General features: G+C 56.3%; 22 protein-coding genes. 5 read left to right on the top strand and 17 right to left on the bottom strand.

The window, feature by feature from the left end:
• Positions 1-51: 51 nt before the first annotated feature.
• The 4 genes from CTT34_RS04035 to CTT34_RS04020 all read right to left on the bottom strand — a co-directional run bounded on the left by CTT34_RS04035 (position 52) and on the right by CTT34_RS04020 (position 3546).
• On the bottom strand, positions 52-969 hold the full coding sequence (locus CTT34_RS04035) for a nucleotidyl transferase AbiEii/AbiGii toxin family protein (protein WP_054641262.1): 918 nt from the start codon (positions 967-969) through the stop codon (positions 52-54).
• Complete coding sequence (locus tag CTT34_RS04030; RefSeq protein WP_159341283.1) at positions 959-1768, bottom strand: type IV toxin-antitoxin system AbiEi family antitoxin; 810 nt, start codon at positions 1766-1768, stop codon at positions 959-961. The genes CTT34_RS04035 and CTT34_RS04030 overlap by 11 nt, the downstream gene beginning before the upstream one ends.
• A gap of 181 nt (positions 1769-1949) precedes the next feature.
• On the bottom strand, positions 1950-2741 hold the full coding sequence (locus CTT34_RS04025; protein ID WP_159341282.1) for a PhzF family phenazine biosynthesis protein: 792 nt from the start codon (positions 2739-2741) through the stop codon (positions 1950-1952).
• Between the two features lie 223 nt (positions 2742-2964).
• Entirely contained in the window at positions 2965-3546 is a 582-nt protein-coding gene (locus tag CTT34_RS04020; protein ID WP_159341281.1) for a DedA family protein, read from the bottom strand.
• Positions 3547-3839: 293 nt separating this feature from the next.
• Between CTT34_RS04020 and CTT34_RS04015 the strand changes: the two genes are divergently transcribed.
• Complete coding sequence (locus tag CTT34_RS04015) at positions 3840-4109, top strand: hypothetical protein (protein WP_254436452.1); 270 nt, start codon at positions 3840-3842, stop codon at positions 4107-4109.
• Positions 4110-4418: 309 nt separating this feature from the next.
• Here the strand turns inward: CTT34_RS04015 and CTT34_RS18405 are convergent, their stop codons facing one another.
• The 6 genes from CTT34_RS18405 to guaB all read right to left on the bottom strand — a co-directional run bounded on the left by CTT34_RS18405 (position 4419) and on the right by guaB (position 9933).
• Positions 4419-4595 carry a PhzF family phenazine biosynthesis protein gene (locus CTT34_RS18405; RefSeq protein ID WP_254436451.1) on the bottom strand — a complete coding sequence of 59 codons (177 nt, stop codon included), beginning with the start codon at positions 4593-4595 and terminating at the stop codon, positions 4419-4421.
• Positions 4596-4778: 183 nt separating this feature from the next.
• Positions 4779-5090 carry a hypothetical protein gene (locus CTT34_RS04005; RefSeq protein WP_159341280.1) on the bottom strand — a complete coding sequence of 104 codons (312 nt, stop codon included), beginning with the start codon at positions 5088-5090 and terminating at the stop codon, positions 4779-4781.
• On the bottom strand, positions 5083-5772 hold the full coding sequence (locus tag CTT34_RS04000) for a nucleotidyltransferase domain-containing protein (protein WP_159341279.1): 690 nt from the start codon (positions 5770-5772) through the stop codon (positions 5083-5085). Before CTT34_RS04000 ends, CTT34_RS04005 begins: the two co-directional genes overlap by 8 nt.
• Before the next feature lie 4 nt (positions 5773-5776).
• Positions 5777-6649, bottom strand: coding sequence for a pentapeptide repeat-containing protein (locus CTT34_RS03995; RefSeq protein WP_159341278.1), 873 nt, complete (start codon positions 6647-6649; stop codon positions 5777-5779).
• A gap of 147 nt (positions 6650-6796) precedes the next feature.
• Positions 6797-8374 (bottom strand): glutamine-hydrolyzing GMP synthase, encoded by a 1578-nt coding sequence (gene guaA, locus CTT34_RS03990; protein WP_159341277.1) that lies wholly within the window; start codon positions 8372-8374, stop codon positions 6797-6799.
• Positions 8375-8463: 89 nt separating this feature from the next.
• Positions 8464-9933 carry an IMP dehydrogenase gene (gene guaB, locus CTT34_RS03985; RefSeq protein ID WP_159341276.1) on the bottom strand — a complete coding sequence of 490 codons (1470 nt, stop codon included), beginning with the start codon at positions 9931-9933 and terminating at the stop codon, positions 8464-8466.
• A gap of 217 nt (positions 9934-10150) precedes the next feature.
• Between guaB and xseA the strand changes: the two genes are divergently transcribed.
• Entirely contained in the window at positions 10151-11506 is a 1356-nt protein-coding gene (gene xseA, locus CTT34_RS03980) for an exodeoxyribonuclease VII large subunit (RefSeq protein ID WP_159341275.1), read from the top strand.
• Between the two features lie 50 nt (positions 11507-11556).
• Here the strand turns inward: xseA and CTT34_RS03975 are convergent, their stop codons facing one another.
• The 4 genes from CTT34_RS03975 to CTT34_RS18565 form a co-directional block, all read right to left on the bottom strand.
• Entirely contained in the window at positions 11557-12570 is a 1014-nt protein-coding gene (locus tag CTT34_RS03975; protein WP_159341274.1) for a DUF3618 domain-containing protein, read from the bottom strand.
• A complete protein-coding gene (locus tag CTT34_RS03970; RefSeq protein ID WP_159341273.1) occupies positions 12567-12995 on the bottom strand; it encodes a phage holin family protein in 429 nt (142 codons plus the stop codon). The genes CTT34_RS03975 and CTT34_RS03970 overlap by 4 nt, the downstream gene beginning before the upstream one ends.
• Positions 12996-13051: 56 nt before the next feature.
• Complete coding sequence (locus CTT34_RS03965) at positions 13052-13534, bottom strand: hypothetical protein (RefSeq protein ID WP_159341272.1); 483 nt, start codon at positions 13532-13534, stop codon at positions 13052-13054.
• A gap of 200 nt (positions 13535-13734) precedes the next feature.
• Positions 13735-13857: a hypothetical protein gene (locus CTT34_RS18565; protein ID WP_285262795.1), complete on the bottom strand. Its 123-nt coding sequence runs from the start codon at positions 13855-13857 to the stop codon at positions 13735-13737.
• Between the two features lie 381 nt (positions 13858-14238).
• On the opposite strand from CTT34_RS18565, the gene CTT34_RS03960 reads away from it, so the two are divergent.
• Positions 14239-15093: an SDR family oxidoreductase gene (locus CTT34_RS03960; RefSeq protein WP_159341271.1), complete on the top strand. Its 855-nt coding sequence runs from the start codon at positions 14239-14241 to the stop codon at positions 15091-15093.
• 62 nt (positions 15094-15155) lie between these two features.
• On the opposite strand, the gene argA is transcribed toward CTT34_RS03960, so the two are convergent.
• From argA to CTT34_RS03945, 3 genes are all read right to left on the bottom strand, one after another.
• Positions 15156-16472, bottom strand: coding sequence for an amino-acid N-acetyltransferase (gene argA, locus CTT34_RS03955; protein WP_159341270.1), 1317 nt, complete (start codon positions 16470-16472; stop codon positions 15156-15158).
• A gap of 172 nt (positions 16473-16644) precedes the next feature.
• Positions 16645-17910: an inorganic phosphate transporter gene (locus tag CTT34_RS03950; protein WP_159341269.1), complete on the bottom strand. Its 1266-nt coding sequence runs from the start codon at positions 17908-17910 to the stop codon at positions 16645-16647.
• A 9-nt stretch (positions 17911-17919) separates the two neighbouring features.
• Positions 17920-18600 (bottom strand): TIGR00153 family protein, encoded by a 681-nt coding sequence (locus tag CTT34_RS03945; protein ID WP_159341268.1) that lies wholly within the window; start codon positions 18598-18600, stop codon positions 17920-17922.
• A 136-nt stretch (positions 18601-18736) separates the two neighbouring features.
• On the opposite strand from CTT34_RS03945, the gene CTT34_RS03940 reads away from it, so the two are divergent.
• The gene (locus tag CTT34_RS03940) at positions 18737-19636 is read left to right on the top strand and encodes a CYTH domain-containing protein (protein WP_159341267.1); all 900 of its coding nucleotides are present in this window, start codon (positions 18737-18739) and stop codon (positions 19634-19636) included.
• A 41-nt stretch (positions 19637-19677) separates the two neighbouring features.
• Positions 19678-20583 carry an ion transporter gene (locus tag CTT34_RS03935; RefSeq protein WP_159341266.1) on the top strand — a complete coding sequence of 302 codons (906 nt, stop codon included), beginning with the start codon at positions 19678-19680 and terminating at the stop codon, positions 20581-20583.
• Positions 20584-20589: the final 6 nt, after the last annotated feature.

Raw genomic sequence — 20589 nt, 5'->3', positions numbered from 1 at the left:
GCACACGGAGGCTGGGGCGGGCGGTCTCTTTTGCATCCCGATTTGCACCTCTTATCCCAGCAAGTGCTCCAGCTCATGGCGTTGCTCAGCATGTTTCGAGGCGTTATCGCTTTTCAATTTTTTCAAATTGATGAGTTTCCAGCGTACAGCAGGCAGATTGGCTGCTTCTGGGCGGCCGATGGCATCAAAATCCGGTAGACCGTCATGCAGGCTCAGTAAGAAGCGTTTGGTATTTTCATCAAAGCGTGACTGAATATCCGCAATCAATCGCTTACGTATGCTTAACAGTTCTTCGAGGCTAACAGGAGTTCTGGTCATACCCTCAAATTCTTGTGTATAAGGCTGATCAAGATCGATGAGGTTTGGGTTCAGTAGCTCATGTGAAGGGCGCGAAGAACTCGCTATATAAACCAACAAGGTGCGAAACAAAGCATCCGTTAGGCCCTCGTTATCGTAAAGTAGCTTCACATCATAAAGATCACGCGGATGTTGACGATCTAAGGCGGCATGCAGTTTTCCGCCAAACAAGTCCTCGAATGAAACGATCCTCATTTCTGCGTAGCCGAAATCATCCTCAACAGTATCGGACACTGAGCGCATTTGAGGCTCATGAACAACACCACGTGCAACGGGTGACGTTTCAATCTTAATCTCCGCACCACCAAGACGCGCCAGCAAACGCGTGGCTCCACCACCGCCGCCTTTTATACGTTGCGTTTTGGCACCAACGATGCCGCCTTCAATAGACACCGCTATGCGATCCATTGCTTCGTTGATATCAGTAAGGCTGTCACTTCGATCTTTCATCGGTAGATAGGTCAGATCGATATCCACCGATAACCGGGGAAAATCACGATAAAACAAGTTTATCGCTGTGCCTCCCTTGAGCGCGAAGACCTCTTCCTTAGCAACATACGGAAGGATACGTACAAGTAGCGCAACCTGCGCCTCATAAATTTCACGTGCCATCGCTAGCCCCCTCCCCCGTAAATTCTGCAGGCACCATAATACGATAGCGAGGATGAATCTTACCGCCTTTGACGAGTGCCCTATCGCCACTGCCAAGGTTGAACGCGGTGACATCAAGACGCTTGCGCCAAGGGTGGTCATGGCGATCCGCAAAGACAAAGAATAGCCGCTTTACCTTAATCTTCTTACAGCTGTGCAGCAGCACGGACAGCACTTTTGGGCGTAACGTCGTCAAGCTCTCAAAGAGCATATCGAGGTGATGAAAGCTCTCGTGGTCGGGCAGCTCATCCATAGCTTCCATCACCGCCCTTTCGGGCATCGACATATTAAGCACCCACTCCCATGGCAGTGCGTCTTCATCATTGTTTCTCTGATTAGCTAGCCCTAGCGATGAATCAGAAAACAGTGACGTGTTGCGGATTTTGATGGGGGCGGTAAGTGGTAGCTTGCTGAGCCAGCTAGGGATCGTATCACCGTATACCCAAACAGGCGCATTGCTGCCCAAACGTAAATAATGATCATACCCCTGCAAGGAGAGTGCCGTGGTGCCTCCGATATGAATGTCATAACGCATGATGTGCTGCATGGAGAGCAGGCAGGTTTTCCAATCGATGGCTGTGCTGGGCGCAGGACGCCGGAATACGCCTCGGTTAACCCTCTCTAGCCAGCCATTTTCGACGTATTTACGTGCCAGAAAGCGGCTAACGCCATGTCGTTCAAGCCAAGCGGTATCCGCCATAAACCCAGGTGGTATGGCTTCTAATAGGTTCTTTAATATTGATTTATTTTGTGTGCTCATAGGACACAAAGTAGCATTTAACTAAAGGAGTTGCCACACTCTACTTTGAAAAATGTAAATTTGGTGTACCTATAGACCACAAACCACCAGATTCATAAAGCAAAAGAACGGTATACTTATTTACTTATTTGTTTTCAATCCTGATACTCCCGCTGAGACTCATCGCCATAGCTTATGCTCATTAGCTATCAGGCAGCGTGATTTGCCCCATTAGATAAGGCGCAACGCGGCCTTTAATCATCACGCGCTCGCCTTCTACAACGCAGCTCAGCGCGCCTTGGCGTGCGCCACCCTGGCGGGCAGTCAGTGCTTGCTTACCTAAACGCGCGGCCCAGTAAGGTGCGAGCGACGTATGCGCCGAGCCGGTGACCGGGTCTTCTTCCACGCCGACCTTGGGGCCAAACCAGCGAGACACAAAGTCCACATCATCGCCTTTCGCGGTAACGGCCACACCTCGCCCTGGTAACTGTTTAAGCCGCTGCATATCCGGCATAAGGCGTTCGATCACACTCGCCTCCTCGACAACCACCACGATGTCATCCGCGATCAGCAGCTCTTCGATTTCGATACCACCCAGGGCAGCGGCGACTCCCGCGTGCATGTTTAGCGGTGCGAGCGTTTTCGCGGGGAAGTCCATCACCAGCGCATCGCCTTCGCGGCGAACGGTCAGTACACCGCTTCTGGTTTCAAAGGCCACCGCCTCGGCCACCACGCCCAGGGCATGGAACACCACCCACGCCGCTGCTAACGTAGCATGGCCGCACAAATCCACCTCCACCGAAGGCGTAAACCAGCGCAAGTGGTAGCCCGCTTCCGTGGGTACGAAAAATGCGGTTTCGGACAGGTTATTCTCCGCTGCAATGGCCTGCAGTAGCGCATCATCCAACCACGCCTCCAGCGGGCACACGGCTGCAGGGTTGCCCTCAAAGGGTTTTGAGGCGAAAGCATCTACTTGGTAGAGGTCGATTTTCATGGGTTATCCCAACGCAAATAAAAGAATCTCATCAAGATATCGTAGAAACGTGCATGCAGGTGAGGGTTAACAAAGTCCAGCAGAAGGCAAGCAAGCTGAGCCTCCCTATGAGCGGGAGTAGCCTTCTAAGCGTTGCCTTTGCGACGGTGGCCCTGGTTATGATTATCACGGCGCGCTTTGCCGAACGTTTCGGGTAATGCCGTTTCTGGCGAAGGCATTAAACTCAATCGCGCATCGTTAAGCGCTGAGTTCGTCTCCGCCTGGTAGCCATCACGGCCACTACCGCGATGCAAAGGGCAGCGGCAACACCCGCCCACACAAAATGGGAAAGGCCGCTTAATCGCTCAAAAAGGGGCGCAAGGGCCTGACCAAACATATAACCGAGCGTGACCCAGGCGGCCGACCAGATTAACGCTGAAATAGCATTAAGCAGGATAAATCGTGACCAAGGATAATCGGTCGTTCCAATCGTCACCGCACCGGCCGTGCGTAGCCCATAAAGAAAGCGCAAGGAGAACGCGAAAACGTCCGGGTGGGCGTTGAACGTGGTCACTACACGCCCACCCGCTGCGCTCCCCTGCACCGAACGAACGATAGCGCTATTGCGCCCTCCATGCCCAAGCAGGAAGAACACTTGATCCGCCAGGAAAGAGCCCAATGCCAGGGCGATGATAGCGGGCCAAACGCCGATTAGGTGCTGCTGAGACATGATGCCGCCCAGCATCGCGATGCCCTCGCCCTCCAAGCTCGCCCCCACGAAAAAGCCGAAGCTGCCATAATTCGCCACCAAATGCTCAAGCGTCATTTGCGTTCATCCATAAAGTTACCCCGAAGCCGTGGGCGGCACGTAAACGCCATTTTTATAGCGATTCGGGATGATGCGGAGGGTTGAATAGGGCTTTTTAGCGGCAGGCAGCTTATTCAATCTGCGAGAGGCATTCAACAGCAACGCACGCAGCCCACACCCATCAGTGCAGCTAAACCAGCAACCCGTTATTATCCTGCTAACTACTTTGCCTACTGGCATCATGCACACCACACCAACTCACTGGGCACGCTACGCATAACCTATGGATTCCCGTCGTCGCCATTTTCATCGTGGCGGGCCTGATATTCGGCGGCCAAGCCTACTCCGAGGCCCAGCGTGATGCGCACATCGCCGCAAGCATATCGGAACACCTCGGCAGCCAAACACAGGCCGACATCTTGCATTTAAAGCGCGTCAACAAGGGCTATGGAGTGTGCGGGGATTATCACCTTGCCAACGTTGAGCATGGCCACTTTTACTACAACAGCGCCACCGAGCGCCTAGCGCTAGGCACCGATGCGCCGCTGTACCACGACAACTGCGATAGGGTTTCTGGTTAACTCACAGCACAGGCCCATTCCGCTCAAACTGCGGCCTATGTTGCTGCTCTCAGAGGTATGTGAGCCGATCATTGTGGGTATTCATCTCATAGGCTAGTTAGGGAGTGTTGAGATGTCGTCCACTTAACAATCACTCGCTAACGCTCTACCGTTATTCGGTGCAAATATTTCAGGGACACCACCATTCATTATCATACTTGCCGCGTTTTTCCGTAGCACGCTTTGCAGCAGCGCTTACATCGTACAGCGTTACTGCAGCTAAGGAATCGCAGCAGTACAGATTCGTCTCCACCAAAGGTGTAAACAAGCTCAGATGATAATACGCCTAATTAGAGACGAAAAACTAGTTTCGGAAAGGCCATTCTCCGCTTCAATGGCCTGCAACAGAGCATCATCCAACAACGTCTCTAGCGGGCACACTGCTGTAGGGTTGCCGTCAAAGGGTTTTGAGGCAAAGGTATATACTTGGTATAGAACGATTGTCATGACGCCAGCTCTACTATCAGGCACATTTCTTCAAAACATTTAAACTACATCAAGCAATATACTAGAAATGCACATTAAAGAGATTTTTAATGAGCTTTCAAAATTCATACAACGCAGTTTTAGCAATAAAACCAAGTATTAATAAAAATAAACTAGAGAGCTAAAGAGCACTATCATGAGATATTAAAAAACTAATTTTTCCTTGAGTTGATCCAGACAGATATCTATCGTACTATTTTTATCAAATAAATTATTTATGAATATGTGTTTACTAGAGTCAGAGTCAGAACTGATGCGTTGAGACACCTCAAACAAAATAGAAACGATCTCTTGTAACCTATCAAAATTAATTGATGAAGATTGATCTATTTCCTCACTCCATCTGACTATTGCCAAATTGGACAAACCACTTAACTCAGCATAATTTTGAAACCTCCCATTTACTAAATTTATTACATTTCTTTCAAGCCTGCTTCTTTCTAAAAAATTACTCATGACACTTCTCCAGAAAATCCAATATCTCTTTAGACCAATCCAGTACAGCATCACACATACTTATTAGTTCATTAATACTTAAATATGGTGATATGCCACCTCTCATCGACGCGTGCCTCGCTTTAATGAGTTTAGCATAACTTTCTTTGGGGATAGGTAAACCCAATTTTTTTTCATTAAAAACTAATGAATATGGAGACAATCTCGAAAAATCTAAACCTTCCTTAGAATACCAAGATGCACTTATACCAATATTTCGAGCTGCGACATAAATTAGCCCCGCCTCATAAACTTTAGAAACAATTTCATTGCCCAACGAAAGCCTTACATCAAGCAACAACTGATTCAACCTAAGAATATCAGCAACTGCGTTATTATATTTATCGGGAGCTCCCAATTGAGAAACAAACAACTCGTAACCATCGAAAGGACGAGACTCTAAATAAATATGCCAGGCAAAAAGGTGCCCTTCATTCCACATCTCAATCAAACGACTACTACTATAAATAGAAATATCTAAGACTCTGTCAACAACAACTTTCTCTACAATCCATTTACGCAAATTTTCTTCATCAAAATTTACATCATTTTCAATAACACACAAAACATCTGCATCACTTCGAGCATCACAATCAGATCTAACCACCGAGCCAAAGTATCCAAGATATATTATATTGCTCATTTATTCATCGCCTAGAGAAGCTACGGAACATAACTGAAACAAGCAGGCCTATAAAAATATACCTCGCCAAAGAGGAAAACACGGAAATAACAAATGGAACCTTTAGATTAAAAAGATCGGAATCATACGGTATCCCTAAAAACTCACTAACAGAAAGCTTAAAAGCAACAGCAAAACCACTATAAATAGTGTCTTCAGAACTAAACTGCCCTTCATTATACCCATAAAAAACCAACAACAAAGAAATCAATAAAACTGTAAAAACGCAGGAATAAAGTACTCTAGCTGGCTTTTCGCCATTGCCCCAGATAAGCCCTGAAAACATTGACTGCATCCATTTAAAAAGAAACAAGACTCTATCCATACCACTATACTTCTTCCTATACCAATCTTCCCTTCCTTTAAAAGCAGAAATATAAAAAAGGTTACTTGCCTCTATTTCTTTTCGAATGTATACACTCTCATCTTCAACATTACCCAGTTCACGTGCATCTACGCGCAACACCCTTAACAAATCTCTACATAAATTAGGCTCTCTGGGCAAGTTAGCCAATATTTCTGAAGAATCAACAATTGTCCTTCTAAAAGAAGCATAATTAAAAACGCACTGAACAAATTTTGCATCTTTAAAATTACAATCAATGAACTTAGCACTGGTAAAGTCGCAACATTTAAAAACCACACCATTAAAGTAACAATCCACAAAAATGGTAGACCTAAAAGTACAATTACTAACTGATGCCTTCTTCTTACTTCTACCAAGCTGTTCTATATAATCATTATCGAAACTTTTAAAAGAAATATTTTCAAAAGTTTTTGAAAATATTTCTTTAGATGGCTTGTCTATAAAATCTTTCATTTGATCAAAATCAGACATACGCTCCCCTAAACTTTACTAAAAGCCACTTTAAACCGAAAAATTATATAAATAATTATTAGGCTTATACAATATGTCGTCAAGATATTCAAAAAAAGGGTGCCTAGCAAGCACCCTTTTCAGTATGTTTATGTTAATGAGTTGGGCTCACTCCCACTCAATAGTAGCAGGCGGCTTACTACTCACATCATAGGTCACCCGCGAAACGCCTTCCAACTCGTTGATAATCCGGTTGGAAACCTTCTCCAGCAGCTCGTAGGGCAGGTGCGCCCAGCGGGCGGTCATGAAGTCGATGGTTTCGACAGCGCGTAGCGCGATGACCCATTCGTAGCGGCGGCCGTCGCCTACGACACCTACCGATTTCACCGGCAGGAACACGGCGAAGGCTTGGCTGGTTTTTTCGTACCAACCGGCGGCGCGCAGTTCTTCGATGTAGATGGCATCCGCATCGCGCAGAATGTCGGCGTACTCTTTCTTCACTTCACCAAGAATCCGCACGCCCAGGCCGGGGCCAGGGAACGGGTGGCGGTACACCATATCGTAGGGAAGGCCGAGTTCCAGGCCGAGTTTGCGCACTTCGTCTTTGAACAGTTCGCGCAGCGGCTCGACCAGCTTCAGCTTCATGGTTTCCGGCAGACCACCCACGTTGTGGTGGGATTTGATCACGTGCGCTTTGCCGGTTTTCGAGGCAGCGGATTCGATCACGTCCGGGTAGATGGTGCCCTGGGCCAGGAACTCCACGCCTTCGATTTTGCTGGCTTCTTCATCGAACACGTCGATAAAGGTGTTGCCGATGATTTTGCGCTTGGCTTCCGGGTCTTTCTCGCCTTTCAGCTTCTCCAGGAACAGCTCTTCGGCGTCGACGCGAATTACCTTTACGCCCATATGCTTGGCGAAGGTTTCCATTACTTGGTCGCCTTCGTTCTTACGCAGCAGGCCGTTATCCACGAACACGCAAGTCAGCTGGTCGCCAATCGCTTTGTGCAGCAGCGCGGCCACAACGGAAGAGTCGACACCGCCAGAAAGACCCAGCAGTACGTGGCGGTCGCCGACTTGCTCGCGTACGCGCTGTACTTGGTCTTCGATGATTTGCGCGGGCGTCCACAGCTTTTCGGCTTTACAGATATCCAGCACGAAGTGCTCAAGAATCCGCTGGCCTTGTAGGGTGTGGGTCACTTCCGGGTGGAACTGTACGCCGTAGAACTGCTTCTCTTCCCAGGCCATGGCCGCAATCGGGCAGCTTGGGGTAGAGGCGGTCACGGTGAAGGTGTCGGGGGCTTTGGCGACTTTATCGCCGTGGCTCATCCATACATCCAGCAGCGCGTTGCCGGTGGCGGCGTCTACGTGGTCTTTAATGTCTTTGAACAGCGCGGTCTCGGCGTCGATTTGAATCTGGGCGTAGCCAAACTCACGCTGGTTAGAGCCTTCTACCTTGCCGCCCAGCTGCTCGGCCATGGTTTGCATGCCGTAGCAGATACCAAATACCGGCAGGCCCATTTCGAACACGCACTGCGGGGCGCGGGGGGAATCCAGCTCGGTGACGGATTCCGGGCCACCGGCCAGGATGATGCCGTTGGGGTTGTATTCGCGAATCTCTTCTTCGGTGATATCGAAGGCGCGGATTTCGGAGAATACGCCGATTTCGCGAACCCGGCGGGCGATCAGCTGGGTGTACTGGGAGCCGAAGTCGAGAATCAGGATCTTATGGGCGTGAATGTCACTCATGGCGGAGCCTCTATAACGCGGAACGGGCCGCATTGGCTAAAAAGCAAGCGGCGGGGCAATGCCCGCCGCCGTGTAACTTAATGCGCTGGTTAGCTCACCCGGTAGTTGGGGGCTTCTTTGGTGATCTGCACGTCGTGAACGTGGGACTCGTTAAAGCCAGCGCCGGTGATTTGTACGAATTCCGGCTTGGTGCGCATTTCTTGAATATCGCGGCAGCCGGTGTAACCCATGGAGGCGCGCAGGCCGCCCATCAGCTGGTGGACGATGGCGCCCATCATGCCTTTATAGGGCACGCGACCTTCGATGCCTTCCGGTACCAGTTTTTCGGCACCGGCATCTTTGTCTTGGAAGTAGCGGTCGGCGCTGCCTTGGTTCTGGGACATTGCGCCCATGGAACCCATGCCGCGGTAGGCTTTGTAGGTACGGCCTTGGTAAAGCTCGACTTCACCCGGCGCTTCTTCGGTACCGGCCAGCAGGCCACCGACCATCACGGCGCTGGCGCCAGCGGCAATGGCTTTCGCCAAGTCGCCAGAGAAGCGTACGCCACCATCGGCAATCAGCGGAATGTCGAACTCTTTCAGCGCTTCGGCCACGTTGGAAACGGCGGTGATTTGCGGTACGCCTACGCCTGCCACGATGCGGGTGGTGCAGATGGAGCCGGGGCCGATGCCGACTTTCACCGCATCTGCGCCTGCTTCCGCCAGCGCTTTGGCAGCGGCGGCGGTGGCGATGTTGCCGCCAATCACTTGAATCTGTGGGAAGTGCTCTTTGATCCAGCGAACGCGATCGATCACGCCCTGGGAGTGGCCGTGGGCGGTATCGACGATGATCACGTCAACGCCTGCTTCGGCCAGTGCGGCTACGCGGTCCGGGGTTTCCGGGCCTGTGCCGACCGCTGCGCCTACCAGCAGGCGGCCGTCGCTGTCTTTAGCGGCCATCGGGTAGGTGCGGGCTTTTTCGATGTCTTGGAAAGTCACCAGGCCACGCAGGTGGAAGGCGTCATCGACGATCAGCATTTTCTCGATGCGGTGTTCGCGCATCTTGGCTTTACTGACTTCGAGCTCGGTGCCTTCCGGTACGGTGACCAGACGCTCGCGGGGGGTCATGATATCGGCCACGCTGTCGCCGTGGTTCGGCTGGAAACGCATGTCACGCTCGGTCACGATGCCGACCAGGGTTTCGCCTTCCACCACCGGGAAGCCTGAGAAGCCGTATTCGCGGGCCATGGCCAGCAGGTCTTCCAGCTTGGCTTTGGGGCTAACGGTGACCGGGTCTTTGACGATGACGCTTTCGTGCTTCTTCACCTTGCGCACTTCAGCGGCCTGTTGCGCCATGGTCATGTTCTTATGGATGATGCCGATGCCGCCTTCCTGAGCCATCGCAATCGCTAGACGCGCTTCGGTGACAGTGTCCATTGCAGCGGAAAGCAGGGGAATATTCAGGAAGAGATTGCGGGTCAGGCGGGTTTTGAGGCTGACATCCTTTGGCAGAACGTCGGAGAAGCCGGGAACGAGGAGTACGTCATCGAACGTAAGCGCTTCTTGGGCCATACGTAGCATAGCGGCAACACCCATTGAGAAGTGGGAAGATGGGGCGTGAAAAGTTAATCGCCTATTATAACGTTTTGAGGGCCGCCCCAGCAATGCAGAGACGCGGTTGCGCTTATACCAATTGCTAATGACGCTGGGGGTCGCGCAAGCATAAGCGGCGCTGGCAAGGCTTACGCACCTCGTTTGAGGTATCGTGTCATCCACGAAATGATCACCAAGGCCAACGATGGAATCGACAAGCACATCACCCACTCCCAAAGCGCTCTCCGTGAGCCAACTCAACCAGCGCGCCAAGCAAACCCTGGAGCGCGACGTGGGGGAAGTGTGGGTAGAGGGCGAGCTTTCTAACGTGTCTCGCCCGGCCTCGGGGCATATCTATTTCACTTTAAAAGACGACCGGGCGCAGATTCGCTGTGCGCTGTTCCGTCAGCGAGCGCGCTTTGTGGCCGCTCCCATGCGCGATGGCGACCAAGTGAAGCTGCGCGGGAGGGTCTCGCTGTTCGAGCCACGGGGCGATTATCAGCTCATTGCTGAAGCGGTGCAGGCCGCTGGCCTCGGCGAGCTGCTGGCGGCCTTCGAGCGTTTGAAAGCGCAGCTGGAAGGCGAAGGCGTGTTCGCCAATACGCGCCCCCTGCCCTTTCCACCGCGCAAGATTTTGATTTTAAGCTCCGCCACTGGGGCGGCCATTCGCGATGTGCTGGCCGTATTGGCCGCCCGCTGGCCGCTGGCAGACGTAACGCTGATTCCCGTACCGGTTCAGGGCGCTGAAGCCGCCCCGGCGATGATCTCGGCGCTGGGCCTGCTCAACCGGCAGGCGCGGCTAGACCCCGAACAAGATGTGGTGCTGATCACCCGTGGCGGCGGCAGCCTGGAAGATCTCTGGGCGTTTAATAACGAGCATCTGGCGCGGGCGATTTTTCACTCCCGGCTGCCGGTGATGTCAGCGGTGGGCCACGAGGTGGATGTCACCCTGGCGGACTTTGCCGCCGATATGCGCGCCCCGACTCCGTCCGCCGCCGCCGAGCGCCTAGTGCCCGACCAACACGCCCTCAAGCGCCAGCTCGCTCAAGCGGAGCAGCGTTTGCACCGAAGCATGCAGGCGCGGTTAGAACGCGATAGCCAGCGGCTAGATACCCTACGCGCCCGCCTTCGTCACCCCGGCGAACAGCTCGCCCGCCAGCGCCAGCACCTCACTACGCTGCAGCAGCGCCTTACCCGCGCCATGCAGCAAACCCTCGCCCAACAAAAAGCCCAAGCGGCCCAGCTCACCCGACGCCTGACCAGCCAGAATATGGCACGGCTGCACCGCGCCGAAAGCGAGCGTATAAACAGCCTACAGCGTCGTTTAGCCAGCGCCATGCAGCGCCTGTTGGAAACGCGGCAAGCACGCCTGCACAGCGCCGCCCGCGAGCTAAACGCCGTCAGCCCGCTGGCCGTACTCGGCCGCGGCTACGCCATTGCCCAAGATGCCCAAGGCCAAGTCATCCGCCGCGCCGACGACACCCAGCCCGGCCAACTGCTCAAACTGCGCCTGGGCGAAGGTCGCCTCAACGTTGAAGTAAAACGGCGCTACAAGAACTAGCGCCGTGGCTTGGTTGATGAGAGAAACGCGCGAATGAGCAGGTGTCACCGCTATGGCAGCGGCGGTTTGCGCGTTTCCGAGGTTGACGTGGTGGTAGTCGCCCCTGGGGTCGTGGGGTGGACGCTGCCGGGGGTGGCGCCATTAGTCCCTGCGCCCTGAGTGTTGCCCGACGGCGTGCTGGAACCCGCTAACACCGGCTCGTTATGCTGGGTGGGGTTATCATCCTCTTTATGCCTCTGTTCGCGCTGCTCATGAGCGTGCTGTTTGACCGATTCCGCTTTGTCGTGAATCGCGTGCTGCGCTCTATCCACTTGCGCCTCGCCCATTTTGGTCGCTTGATCCATGGCTTGGTTGCGGTACTCGCCCAGGGTTTCATTCTCTTTGCGCGTCATAGCGCTCATGCTGGCAAGCGCCGCCCCTAGGGCAAACCCTAGTGCGCCAACCACCAGCGGGTGCTCTTGAATGAAGTCCGAAGAGCGGTCGCTGGCGTGGTGGGCGCGCTCTTTCATGTGATCGACGCGGTGTTGTGTGCCCTGCTGGGCGTGAGACATGGAATCGTGCATACGACCTCCCCATTGGTGCGCTTTTTCGCCGACTTGTTGTGCCGCCCCGTGAGCACTGTGGCCCACATGCCGAACGCGATCTTTGATGCCCGTGCCAGTCGCGTCGCTGCGCGGGTCGTGCTGCCCGGCGCTGGCGCGGGGCGGGGTTACCACCTCATCCGGCGGTGTTGGCCTTGGGTGTACATCGGTGGCATGGCCGTGGGCGTGGCGATGCCGATCAGGGCCATTCGATTGGCGCAGCATCAGCCAGCCCAACCCTGCGCCAGTGAGCAGCGTGGGCACGGGGTTTTGCTTCACCGTCGTGCCCAAATTGGCAAAGAACTCGTTGGCACCGCCGTGGCGCAGGTAGTCATAGGTGGTGTGCAGCCACTGTTCGGGCGAAAAGCGCTCTTCGATTTGGTGCAGCGTGGCATCCAGCCGCTCGCGGGATTGGTGAATCTCTTGTTCGATCTCGTCCGGGTCACGCTGTGCCTGGCTGTGTGAAGTATCGCGCTCGCTCATTTCACCTCCTCCTTGACGTGCTGCTGATGCTGCTTGGCCAGCGTTTTGTCGCTGCGCAGGCTATTCATGGTGCGGTTCGGCATCAGCCCCTGGGCACGCACTTTTTTCAGCCCCGCTTTGAGCATGACTACGCCCACCAGCGTGACCACGACCCCGACGACTACGGCTGCCAGCCACGGGCGCGTTTCCGGTGGCAGCACGCCGTTCAATAGCATGACCAGCGCTGCCAGCAGCGTGAGAAACCCGCCCAACAGCACCGCGCCTGCCGTGGCAACGGCTCCCACGCCTGCCATCGCTTGATGGGTTTTTTCCGACATTTCGGCTTTGGCGAGTGCCGCCTCGCCGCGCACCAGCGCGGTCACTTCGTTGAGTAACGTGGATAGCAGCGTGCCTATCGAGCTGCTTTTTTGGCTCTCTGATTCCATTCTTGGTCTCCCGCTTCCTGCATGACGTGTGATGTAAGCGCGTGGTGAACACCTGGTTAAAGCGTTTGGTCGGGAACCGCCGTTTCGGAGGACGCGGCGGGCGCAGGGGCTTTATCGGGGGAGCTGCGCAGAAAGCGCGTGACCAAAAAGCCCGCGGCAATGGCGCCGCCAATGAACATGGCCGGCTCGCGGCGGCCGTAATCCTCGGCAGCTCGGCAGAGGCTGTGAAGGTCTTTATCCCGCATGCGTTGCGAAAAGCGCTCGGTGTGATCCGCCAGTTTTCGGGCTTGTTCCGAGCAGAAAGGTTGCTGCTGGCGGTCAAACTCATCCGCCGCGTTCTTGAGCACTGTGCCTAAGGTATGGGTGTGCTGGGCGGCGGTGTCTCGCTGGCGCTCGAACGTGCTTTCGGCCTGTTCGCGGGCGGCCTCTTTGATGTCATCGGCACTCTGCTGACCTTTCTGCTTCAGCGTTTCGTGGTCAGGGTGGTGATGACCGGCGTGATGGTCCGTGGCGTCGTGATGCGGTCCTTGATCGTTCATGGTGACGTTCTCCGTGTCTGTGAAACCTCACCAGAACTATAGCGAGCCTGGGGCCCCTTTCCATGTCCACACCGCCGAATTAACCCAGCGCATGCTGGGCCGCAACAAAGGTTAAGAAGGTGGCGGTCGCCAGCCATATCGCTGACGGTGCCCATAAAAAAGGCGCTGTTGACAGCGCCTGTTCGGTAGCGGGGATGGGCTTACTTTTTCTCCGACTCGTCATCGCTATCCGGATTGACGTGGTGCGTGTCGGGCATGGGGTTCGCATCGTCGTGATGGTCGTCGCGCTGGTCTTTCTTCTGGTCGTCTTTATCCGGAGACATAGTTCCTCCTACTCCTTGGTGGTCGAGAAAGCGGCTGTCTACACATGGCTAGGGACAGGCCTCCCTCACTATAGCTGCTGGCAGGTTGATTGCCATGCAGCGCGGCAATCCACACATCGTCAGCACAGCGACAAGAAACGCTAAAAACACAATAAAAATCATGACTTTAGCGAAAAACCCATTCTATAGCGCCGTAGATGAGCTGTTTAAATAGCCTTTATTAATTCTGACTATGCCAGCCGCCGCTGGCGCTGTGTCATTTGCCCTTCCCTTCGCCTTTGGTCTACGTTGAAAGCTCCCCGCTGGCAGCCAGCCGCCCTGGAGAGGGGTGGCCCTGCCGGCAGATCGAAGCGATTCGTGCACGCAAAGGAGTGACCGCACATGAGCGAACAGCAGCAGCCCCCACAGCACCAGAACAAGCAGCCCGGCGATGAGCACGTCATGCGCCCGGAGCCGGAGTACATTCGCGAGAGCTATCGCGGCACTGACAAACTGCTGGATAAAGTGGCGATCATTACCGGCGGCGACAGCGGCATTGGCCGCGCTGTGGCCGTCCACTATGCCCGTGAAGGCGCGGATAGCGTTATCGTGCATCTCAAAGAGACCCAGGATGCCGAGGAAACCAAACGGCTAGTGGAAGCGGAAGGACGCCGCTGTCTGGTGCTGAAAGGCGATGTGGCCGCGCCCAGCTTCTGCCGGGAGATCGTCAACCGTACCCAGCAGGAGTTTGGCAAGATCAACATCGTGATCAATAACGCCGCCGAGCAGTACGACTGGGACGACATTACCGAGATCCCCGACGACCAGCTCATGCGAACCTTTCAAACCAATATCTTCAGCCACTTTTACTTGACCAAAGCGGCGCTGCCCCACCTGAGCGAGGGCGATACGATCATTGCCACTTCGTCCATCAACGCGTTCAAGGGCAACGACACGCTGATCGATTACACCGCTACCAAAGGCGCTATTCAGGGCTTGGTGCGTTCGCTGGCGATGTCGCTGATGGATCGAGGCATTCGCGTCAACGCCGTGGCCCCCGGCCCCATCTGGACGCCGTTAATCCCGGCCAGCTTCGAGGACGACAAAGTAGCGGAATTCGGTAACCAAGTGCCGATGAAGCGCCCCGGCCAACCCAGCGAAATCGGCCCGGCCTACGTCTACTTGGCCAGCGAGGAGTCGTCTTACATGAGCGGCCAAACCATGCACTTGAACGGCGGTGTGATTCTCAATACTTGAGCAGCCTTCCGGGGCGGCGTAGCCGCCCCGGCCACTCACCACTCACCTTTTTCCACTCACTTTCATCCCGCCAGATTTTTCACCAACACCTTGGATTTACGAGCATGGTTGTACGCTTCGCGCTTCAACGGCGGCAGGTCTTCTAGGCTTGCCGGGCGAAAGCCGCGCTCGACGAACCAGTGGGCCGTGTGGGTGGTGAGCACGAACATGTCGGACAGCCCGCGCTGGCGTGCCCGGCGCTCCTGGGCCTCCACCAGCCGTTCGCCGCGTTCGCCGCCCCGGTAGTTGCCATGAACGGCGACACAGGCCAGCTCGCCCACGGTGGTGTCGGGGAAGACGTGGAGCGCCGCGCAGCCGATCACCATGCCGTCCCGTTCGATCACCATGTAATCGTCGATCTCGTGTTCGAGTCGTTCGCGGGAGCGCGCCACCAGCATGCCGCGCCGCTCTAACGGCTCCAGCAGCTCCAGCAGGCCCGCTACGTCGTTGAGCGTGGCGGGGCGTAGCTGCTCGTAGCGGTGCTGGGTAATCATGGTGCCCACGCCGTCACGGGTGAACAGCTCGCCCAGCAGCGCGTCGTGATTGCGCCACGAGAGCAGGTGCGTGCGTGCGACGCCTTCACGGGCGGCGGTGCAGGCGGCACTTAAATGCCGCGCTAATTCGCTGCCCGGCACGGCATGCTGCAGGCGTGGCTCGGCTTCAAAGGGAGACAGCTGGCGCAGTAGCGCGCCCTGCTCGTCCTCCAGCCCTTCTGATTCGCCCAGCAAAATCAGCTTATCGGCCTTTAGAGCCACAGCGGCGTGTTGGGCGACCTCCGAGGCATCTAAATCGAACACTTCACCCGTGCTGGAAAACCCCAGCGGCGGCAGCAGCACGAGCGAGCCCTTCTCCAGCAGCCCCTCGATGGCGCTGGCGCGCACCCGGCGCACTTCGCCGCTGTGGTCAAAATCCACCCCTTCGCGCACGCCCAGCGGCTTGGCGGTGACCAAGTTGCCGGAAATCACGCTGAGTTCTACGCCGTGCAGCGGCGTGCTGGGCAAGCCAAGGGAAAGCCGCGCTTCCAGCCATAGCCGCTGGTGCGCCGCGACCTGCTCGACGTGGGCCATCACGGCGCGATCCGCGACCCAGCGGCCATCCACTCGGGTGGGTTCGACACCGGCGGCCGTCAGCGCTTCATGCACCTGTGGGCGAATGCCAAACACCACGACCAGGCGGACCCCCAAGGTGTGTAGCAACGCCAAGTCCTGAATGAGCTGCTCCCCTCGGCCAGAGGCCATGGCTTCGCCTTCGATCAGGATGACAAAGGTTCGCCCCCGGTGCGCATTGATGTACGGGGAAGCGTTACGAAACCAATCTACAAAGGGGAAACGAGTGTCCAAGGGCCGCTCTCCGGCAGCAGGTGAATGAAGATGTCGCTATTTACTTTAACAGAGCACCAAAAACAGCGGCACCTTCCGTTGCAAAGATCTTATGCAAAGACCGTTTGCGAGAAGGTGCCGCTGGGGAGGTGCCCGTTAGCCTTGGCCAACCGGGCACGATGACATCCGGTGATTAACCAAACATGCCTTTGAACATGAAGAAGAACAGAATGGCCAAGCCAGCCCCGGCGGGCAGCGTGATGAGCCAGGACATGGCGATGGTGCCAATCACGCGCAGGTTAAGCGCCGCCATCCCCCGCGCCAGCCCTACACCCAGCACCGCGCCTACCAGGGTGTGCGTGGTCGAGATCGGCAGGCCGGTGCCCGAGGCCAGCACCACCGTGGTTGCCGCCGCCAGCGTGGCCGCGAAACCACGGCTCGGCGTGAGTTCGGTGATGCCGGTGCCAACCGTCGCGATGACTTTATGGCCGTAAGTCACCAAGCCCACGACGATACCGCCGCCGCCCAGTACCAGGACCCACCAGGGCACCAGCGCCGACGCTTCGATTTCGCCGCCGGTTTGCACCACGCTGATCACTGCCGCCAGCGGGCCCACCGCGTTGGCCACGTCGTTAGACCCGTGCGCAAACGCCATGGCGCAGGCGGTGAAGATCATCAGCACGCCGAACACGCGCTCTACGTTGGCGTAACCAAAATGGTCGTTGGCGCTCTTTTCGAACTTGATGCGGCGCTGCATCAGCATCCCGATGCCCATGATCACCAGACCCAGCAAGATCGAGAGCAACAGGCTCTGGTTGAAAGTGAGGTCGAGCCCCACGTGGGAGAGGCCCTTGGTCAACGTCACCATGGCGACGATGAAACCGACCAGGAACACATAGCCCGGCACGTAGCGTTTGGCGGCGGTGAACGGGTTGTCGTTCTCGAAAATCAGGTGGTGGACCGATTTGAACAACACGAAACCGATGGTACCGGCAAGCAGCGGGGACACGACCCAGCTTGCGGCAATTTTGGTCACCGCGCTCCAATCCACGGTAGACGCGCCCAAGCCCGCCACCGCGAAGCCCACGATCGCCCCGACGATGGAGTGCGTGGTGGATACGGGCCAGCCTTTCATGGAAGCGACCAGCAGCCAGGTACCGGCGGCCAGCAGCGCAGCCAACATACCGTATACCAGTAGCTGCGGGTCTTCTTGAAGCAGTTCGGGGTCGATGATGCCTTTACGGATGGTGTTGGTGACTTCGCCACCCGCCAGCCAGGCACCCAAGAATTCAAAAATGACGGCAATCAGGATCGCCTGTTTGATGGTGATCGCTTTCGACCCCACCGAGGTTCCCATGGCGTTGGCGACATCGTTGGCACCCACGCCCCACGCCATGAAGAAGCCGAACAAACAGGCCAGAATGATAAAAATGTCACCGTGCTGGGCAATAATCTGCATGAGGTTCCCTTAGCGTGCGGTCAAAATCTGCAGGCGGCTGCCCACGCGTTCTGCGCGGTCAGAAACTTCACCGACCCACTCGATGATCTTGTAAAGGAAGATCACATCCACCGGCGGTAGCTGGCTCTCCAGCTCGAAAAGTTGACGACGAATCGCCACCTGCTGGCTGTCGGCCTGGTGTTCGAGGGTGTGCAGTTCGCGGATCATGTTCTGCATGACATCGGAAACGTTGCGACCAAAACCGGATTCCAGCAGGTCTTTCAACTCTTCCAGCGCCTGGCGCGCTTGGGCCACGCAGGCCACACTGGTGCGCATGTAGTCGCGCATCGGCTCGGCCAGTTCGTTGGGCACGCGCATTTTACGGCCCAGCATGATGCCGGTAATGTCGCGCACTTTGTTGGCGATCTTGTCCTGCACGCTGATCAAATCGAGCAGGTCGGAGCGCGAGACGGGTAGGAACATGGTGTTCGGCAGGTTCAGCCGCAGCTCTGTCTTCAGGGTGTCGGCATCGTGCTCTAAGCGCGTGACGTTCTCGCGCAGTTCCGCTGCCGTGTCCCAATCACCGGCCAGCGTTGCCTCGAAGAACGGCAGCAGTTGGTCGGCACATTCATTGGCCTTGACGATGTGGGCCAGCAACGGCTGGAATGGCGAGCGGCCAAACATCGCGGAAAAAGGGTTGGAGGTTACCATATAGCCTTTAGCCTGTTTTCGGGGAGCCTGGAAATGGCGGGCGCCAGTATAAAGAGTGCGTCCGCCGCCGTCATGAAAAGTTCATAATGTCATCAAAAATTAACCAAAATGTCACAATATTGAGGTGGCGATTGTCATGAAAGAGTCAACCAACGCGCCAGCGCCCACCGAGGTGGAACTCAAGCTGGCACTGCCGCCCAGCCAGCTGTCAGCGCTGTTACACCACCCCGTTCTTGCGGCCACGCCGCCGGTTCAGCAGCGGCTTGCCAACACCTACTTCGACACCCCGGCGGGCGATCTTGCCGCCGCGCGGGTGGCCGTGCGCCTGCGCAACATCGACCAGCAGGTGCTGCAAACCGTCAAAACGGCGGGCCAGGGCGGCGGCGGGCTCTCTAGCCGAGAGGAGTGGGAGTGGCCTGTACCGACTGCCGACCTAGACCAAGCGGCACTGGCCAAGCTGCCGCCGTTTCAAGGCGCGCTGGGCGAGTGCATCGCGGCGCTGCGCCCCACATTGAGCACCGATTTCACACGCCGTAGCTGGCCATTGGTATGGCAAGGCAGCCATATCGAGCTGGTGCTGGATGAAGGGGAGATCGTCTGCGGTCGCGCGCGTGCGCCCATTTGCGAGGTGGAGCTGGAGCTGAAAGCGGGCGACCCTGCGGCGCTGTGGACGCTCGCCGTCGAGCTGGCCAGCGACGTACCGCTGCGCCCTTCCGATACCAGCAAGGCGGCGCGTGGCAACGCCCTTGGGCGCCAGCAGTGGCCACTACCCGCCGCAACGCGCCCTGCCGAATGGCTACACCGCGCCACTGTCGCGCTGGATGCCTACCATGACAGCCAAGACGCGGCGCACCTCAGCGCCGCACAGCAGGCCTTGGATGCGCTGGCCCAGCATCCGCAGCTCGATGGCGCAGCACGAAGCGAGGCCGCCACGCTGCCGAGCGCGCTGGATAGCCAGGGCATGCCATCCACGGCGTATGGCGTGGCTGCGTTAAATCTGGCCCGTCGCTTGGCTCACGAAACCGCGCTACGCTAACGACACTGCACGATTGATTAAGCCTACTTCAGGATGACGCGATGAGCTTTCCACTCACTCCCGGTGCCGACGGACTTCGCACCCGGCTGTTCCACCTTATCTTCGAATCCGATACGCCGGGGGCAAAGGCGTTCGACATTGCGCTGATCGTCGCCATTCTGCTGAGCGTGACGGTGATTTTGCTGGGCAGCATCGAGATCTATGCCGAGCGTTACGGGCATATCTTCTTCTACATCGAGTGGGCATTCACGCTGCTGTTTAGCCTGGAGCTGCTGGTGCGCCTCTACTGCCTGGAGCGCCCCACGGTCTACCTCAAGAGCTTTTACGGTATCGTCGATGTCGTGGCGATCATCCCGACTTGGCTGGTGCTACTGGTGCCGGGGGCGCATGGGCTGGTGATCGTGCGAATTCTGCGCGTGCTGCGCATCTTCCGCATTTTGCGGCTGATGGAGTTCGTGGGGGAAGGCAGGCTACTGCTGGATGCGCTCAAGCGCAGCCTGCGCCAAATTCTGCTCTTTTTCAGCAGCATTCTCATGGTCGTCACGCTGTTTGCCGCGTTGATGTACACCATCGAATCGCCGGAAGCGGGCTTTACCAGCATTCCCATGTCGATGTACTGGGCCATCGTGAGCATGACCACCGTGGGCTATGGCGATATCGTGCCGGCCACGTCGCTGGGCAAGGCGATTACCGTCATTCTGATGCTGATTGGTTACTCGATCATCGCCGTGCCCACCGGGGTGTTTTCTGCCCAGGTGATTCGCTCGATTCGTGAAGACCGGTATTCGGAAGAGGCCTGCCCCGGGTGTGGCCATGACCGCCATGAAAAGCGCGCCCGCTACTGTCTGCGCTGCGGCACCTGGCTGGATGAAAATAGCGAAGACCCGCGCAAGAAAGCGCAGAAAAAGGATGACGATCCCGACGACGAAGCCCCGAGCGATTCGTAGCGCTCC

It is taken from the genome of Halomonas meridiana (assembly GCF_009846525.1).
In the GTDB taxonomy this organism is placed as follows: Bacteria; Pseudomonadota; Gammaproteobacteria; order Pseudomonadales; family Halomonadaceae; genus Vreelandella.
The sequence above is the reverse complement of the archived record's forward strand: the minus strand, read 5'-3'. Positions and strand labels throughout refer to the sequence as shown.

What these genes read in the sequence shown, in the direction of transcription:
- CTT34_RS04025 (WP_159341282.1), bottom strand. Translation starts at nt 2,741, where the DNA reads ATGAAAATCGACCTCTACCAAGTAGATGCTTTCGCCTCAAAACCCTTT.
- CTT34_RS04000 (WP_159341279.1), bottom strand. Translation starts at nt 5,772, where the DNA reads ATGAGCAATATAATATATCTTGGATACTTTGGCTCGGTGGTTAGATCT.
- xseA (WP_159341275.1), top strand. Translation starts at nt 10,151, where the DNA reads ATGGAATCGACAAGCACATCACCCACTCCCAAAGCGCTCTCCGTGAGC.
- guaA (WP_159341277.1), bottom strand. Translation starts at nt 8,374, where the DNA reads ATGAGTGACATTCACGCCCATAAGATCCTGATTCTCGACTTCGGCTCC.
- CTT34_RS03945 (WP_159341268.1), bottom strand. Translation starts at nt 18,600, where the DNA reads ATGGTAACCTCCAACCCTTTTTCCGCGATGTTTGGCCGCTCGCCATTC.
- CTT34_RS03950 (WP_159341269.1), bottom strand. Translation starts at nt 17,910, where the DNA reads ATGCAGATTATTGCCCAGCACGGTGACATTTTTATCATTCTGGCCTGT.
- CTT34_RS03935 (WP_159341266.1), top strand. Translation starts at nt 19,678, where the DNA reads ATGAGCTTTCCACTCACTCCCGGTGCCGACGGACTTCGCACCCGGCTG.
- CTT34_RS18405 (WP_254436451.1), bottom strand. Translation starts at nt 4,595, where the DNA reads ATGACAATCGTTCTATACCAAGTATATACCTTTGCCTCAAAACCCTTT.
- CTT34_RS04035 (WP_054641262.1), bottom strand. Translation starts at nt 969, where the DNA reads ATGGCACGTGAAATTTATGAGGCGCAGGTTGCGCTACTTGTACGTATC.
- CTT34_RS03970 (WP_159341273.1), bottom strand. Translation starts at nt 12,995, where the DNA reads ATGGAATCAGAGAGCCAAAAAAGCAGCTCGATAGGCACGCTGCTATCC.
- CTT34_RS03940 (WP_159341267.1), top strand. Translation starts at nt 18,737, where the DNA reads ATGAAAGAGTCAACCAACGCGCCAGCGCCCACCGAGGTGGAACTCAAG.
- CTT34_RS18565 (WP_285262795.1), bottom strand. Translation starts at nt 13,857, where the DNA reads ATGTCTCCGGATAAAGACGACCAGAAGAAAGACCAGCGCGACGACCAT.
- CTT34_RS04005 (WP_159341280.1), bottom strand. Translation starts at nt 5,090, where the DNA reads ATGAGTAATTTTTTAGAAAGAAGCAGGCTTGAAAGAAATGTAATAAAT.
- CTT34_RS03975 (WP_159341274.1), bottom strand. Translation starts at nt 12,570, where the DNA reads ATGAGCGAGCGCGATACTTCACACAGCCAGGCACAGCGTGACCCGGAC.
- guaB (WP_159341276.1), bottom strand. Translation starts at nt 9,933, where the DNA reads ATGCTACGTATGGCCCAAGAAGCGCTTACGTTCGATGACGTACTCCTC.
- CTT34_RS04030 (WP_159341283.1), bottom strand. Translation starts at nt 1,768, where the DNA reads ATGAGCACACAAAATAAATCAATATTAAAGAACCTATTAGAAGCCATA.
- CTT34_RS04020 (WP_159341281.1), bottom strand. Translation starts at nt 3,546, where the DNA reads ATGACGCTTGAGCATTTGGTGGCGAATTATGGCAGCTTCGGCTTTTTC.
- CTT34_RS03960 (WP_159341271.1), top strand. Translation starts at nt 14,239, where the DNA reads ATGAGCGAACAGCAGCAGCCCCCACAGCACCAGAACAAGCAGCCCGGC.
- CTT34_RS03995 (WP_159341278.1), bottom strand. Translation starts at nt 6,649, where the DNA reads ATGTCTGATTTTGATCAAATGAAAGATTTTATAGACAAGCCATCTAAA.
- CTT34_RS03965 (WP_159341272.1), bottom strand. Translation starts at nt 13,534, where the DNA reads ATGAACGATCAAGGACCGCATCACGACGCCACGGACCATCACGCCGGT.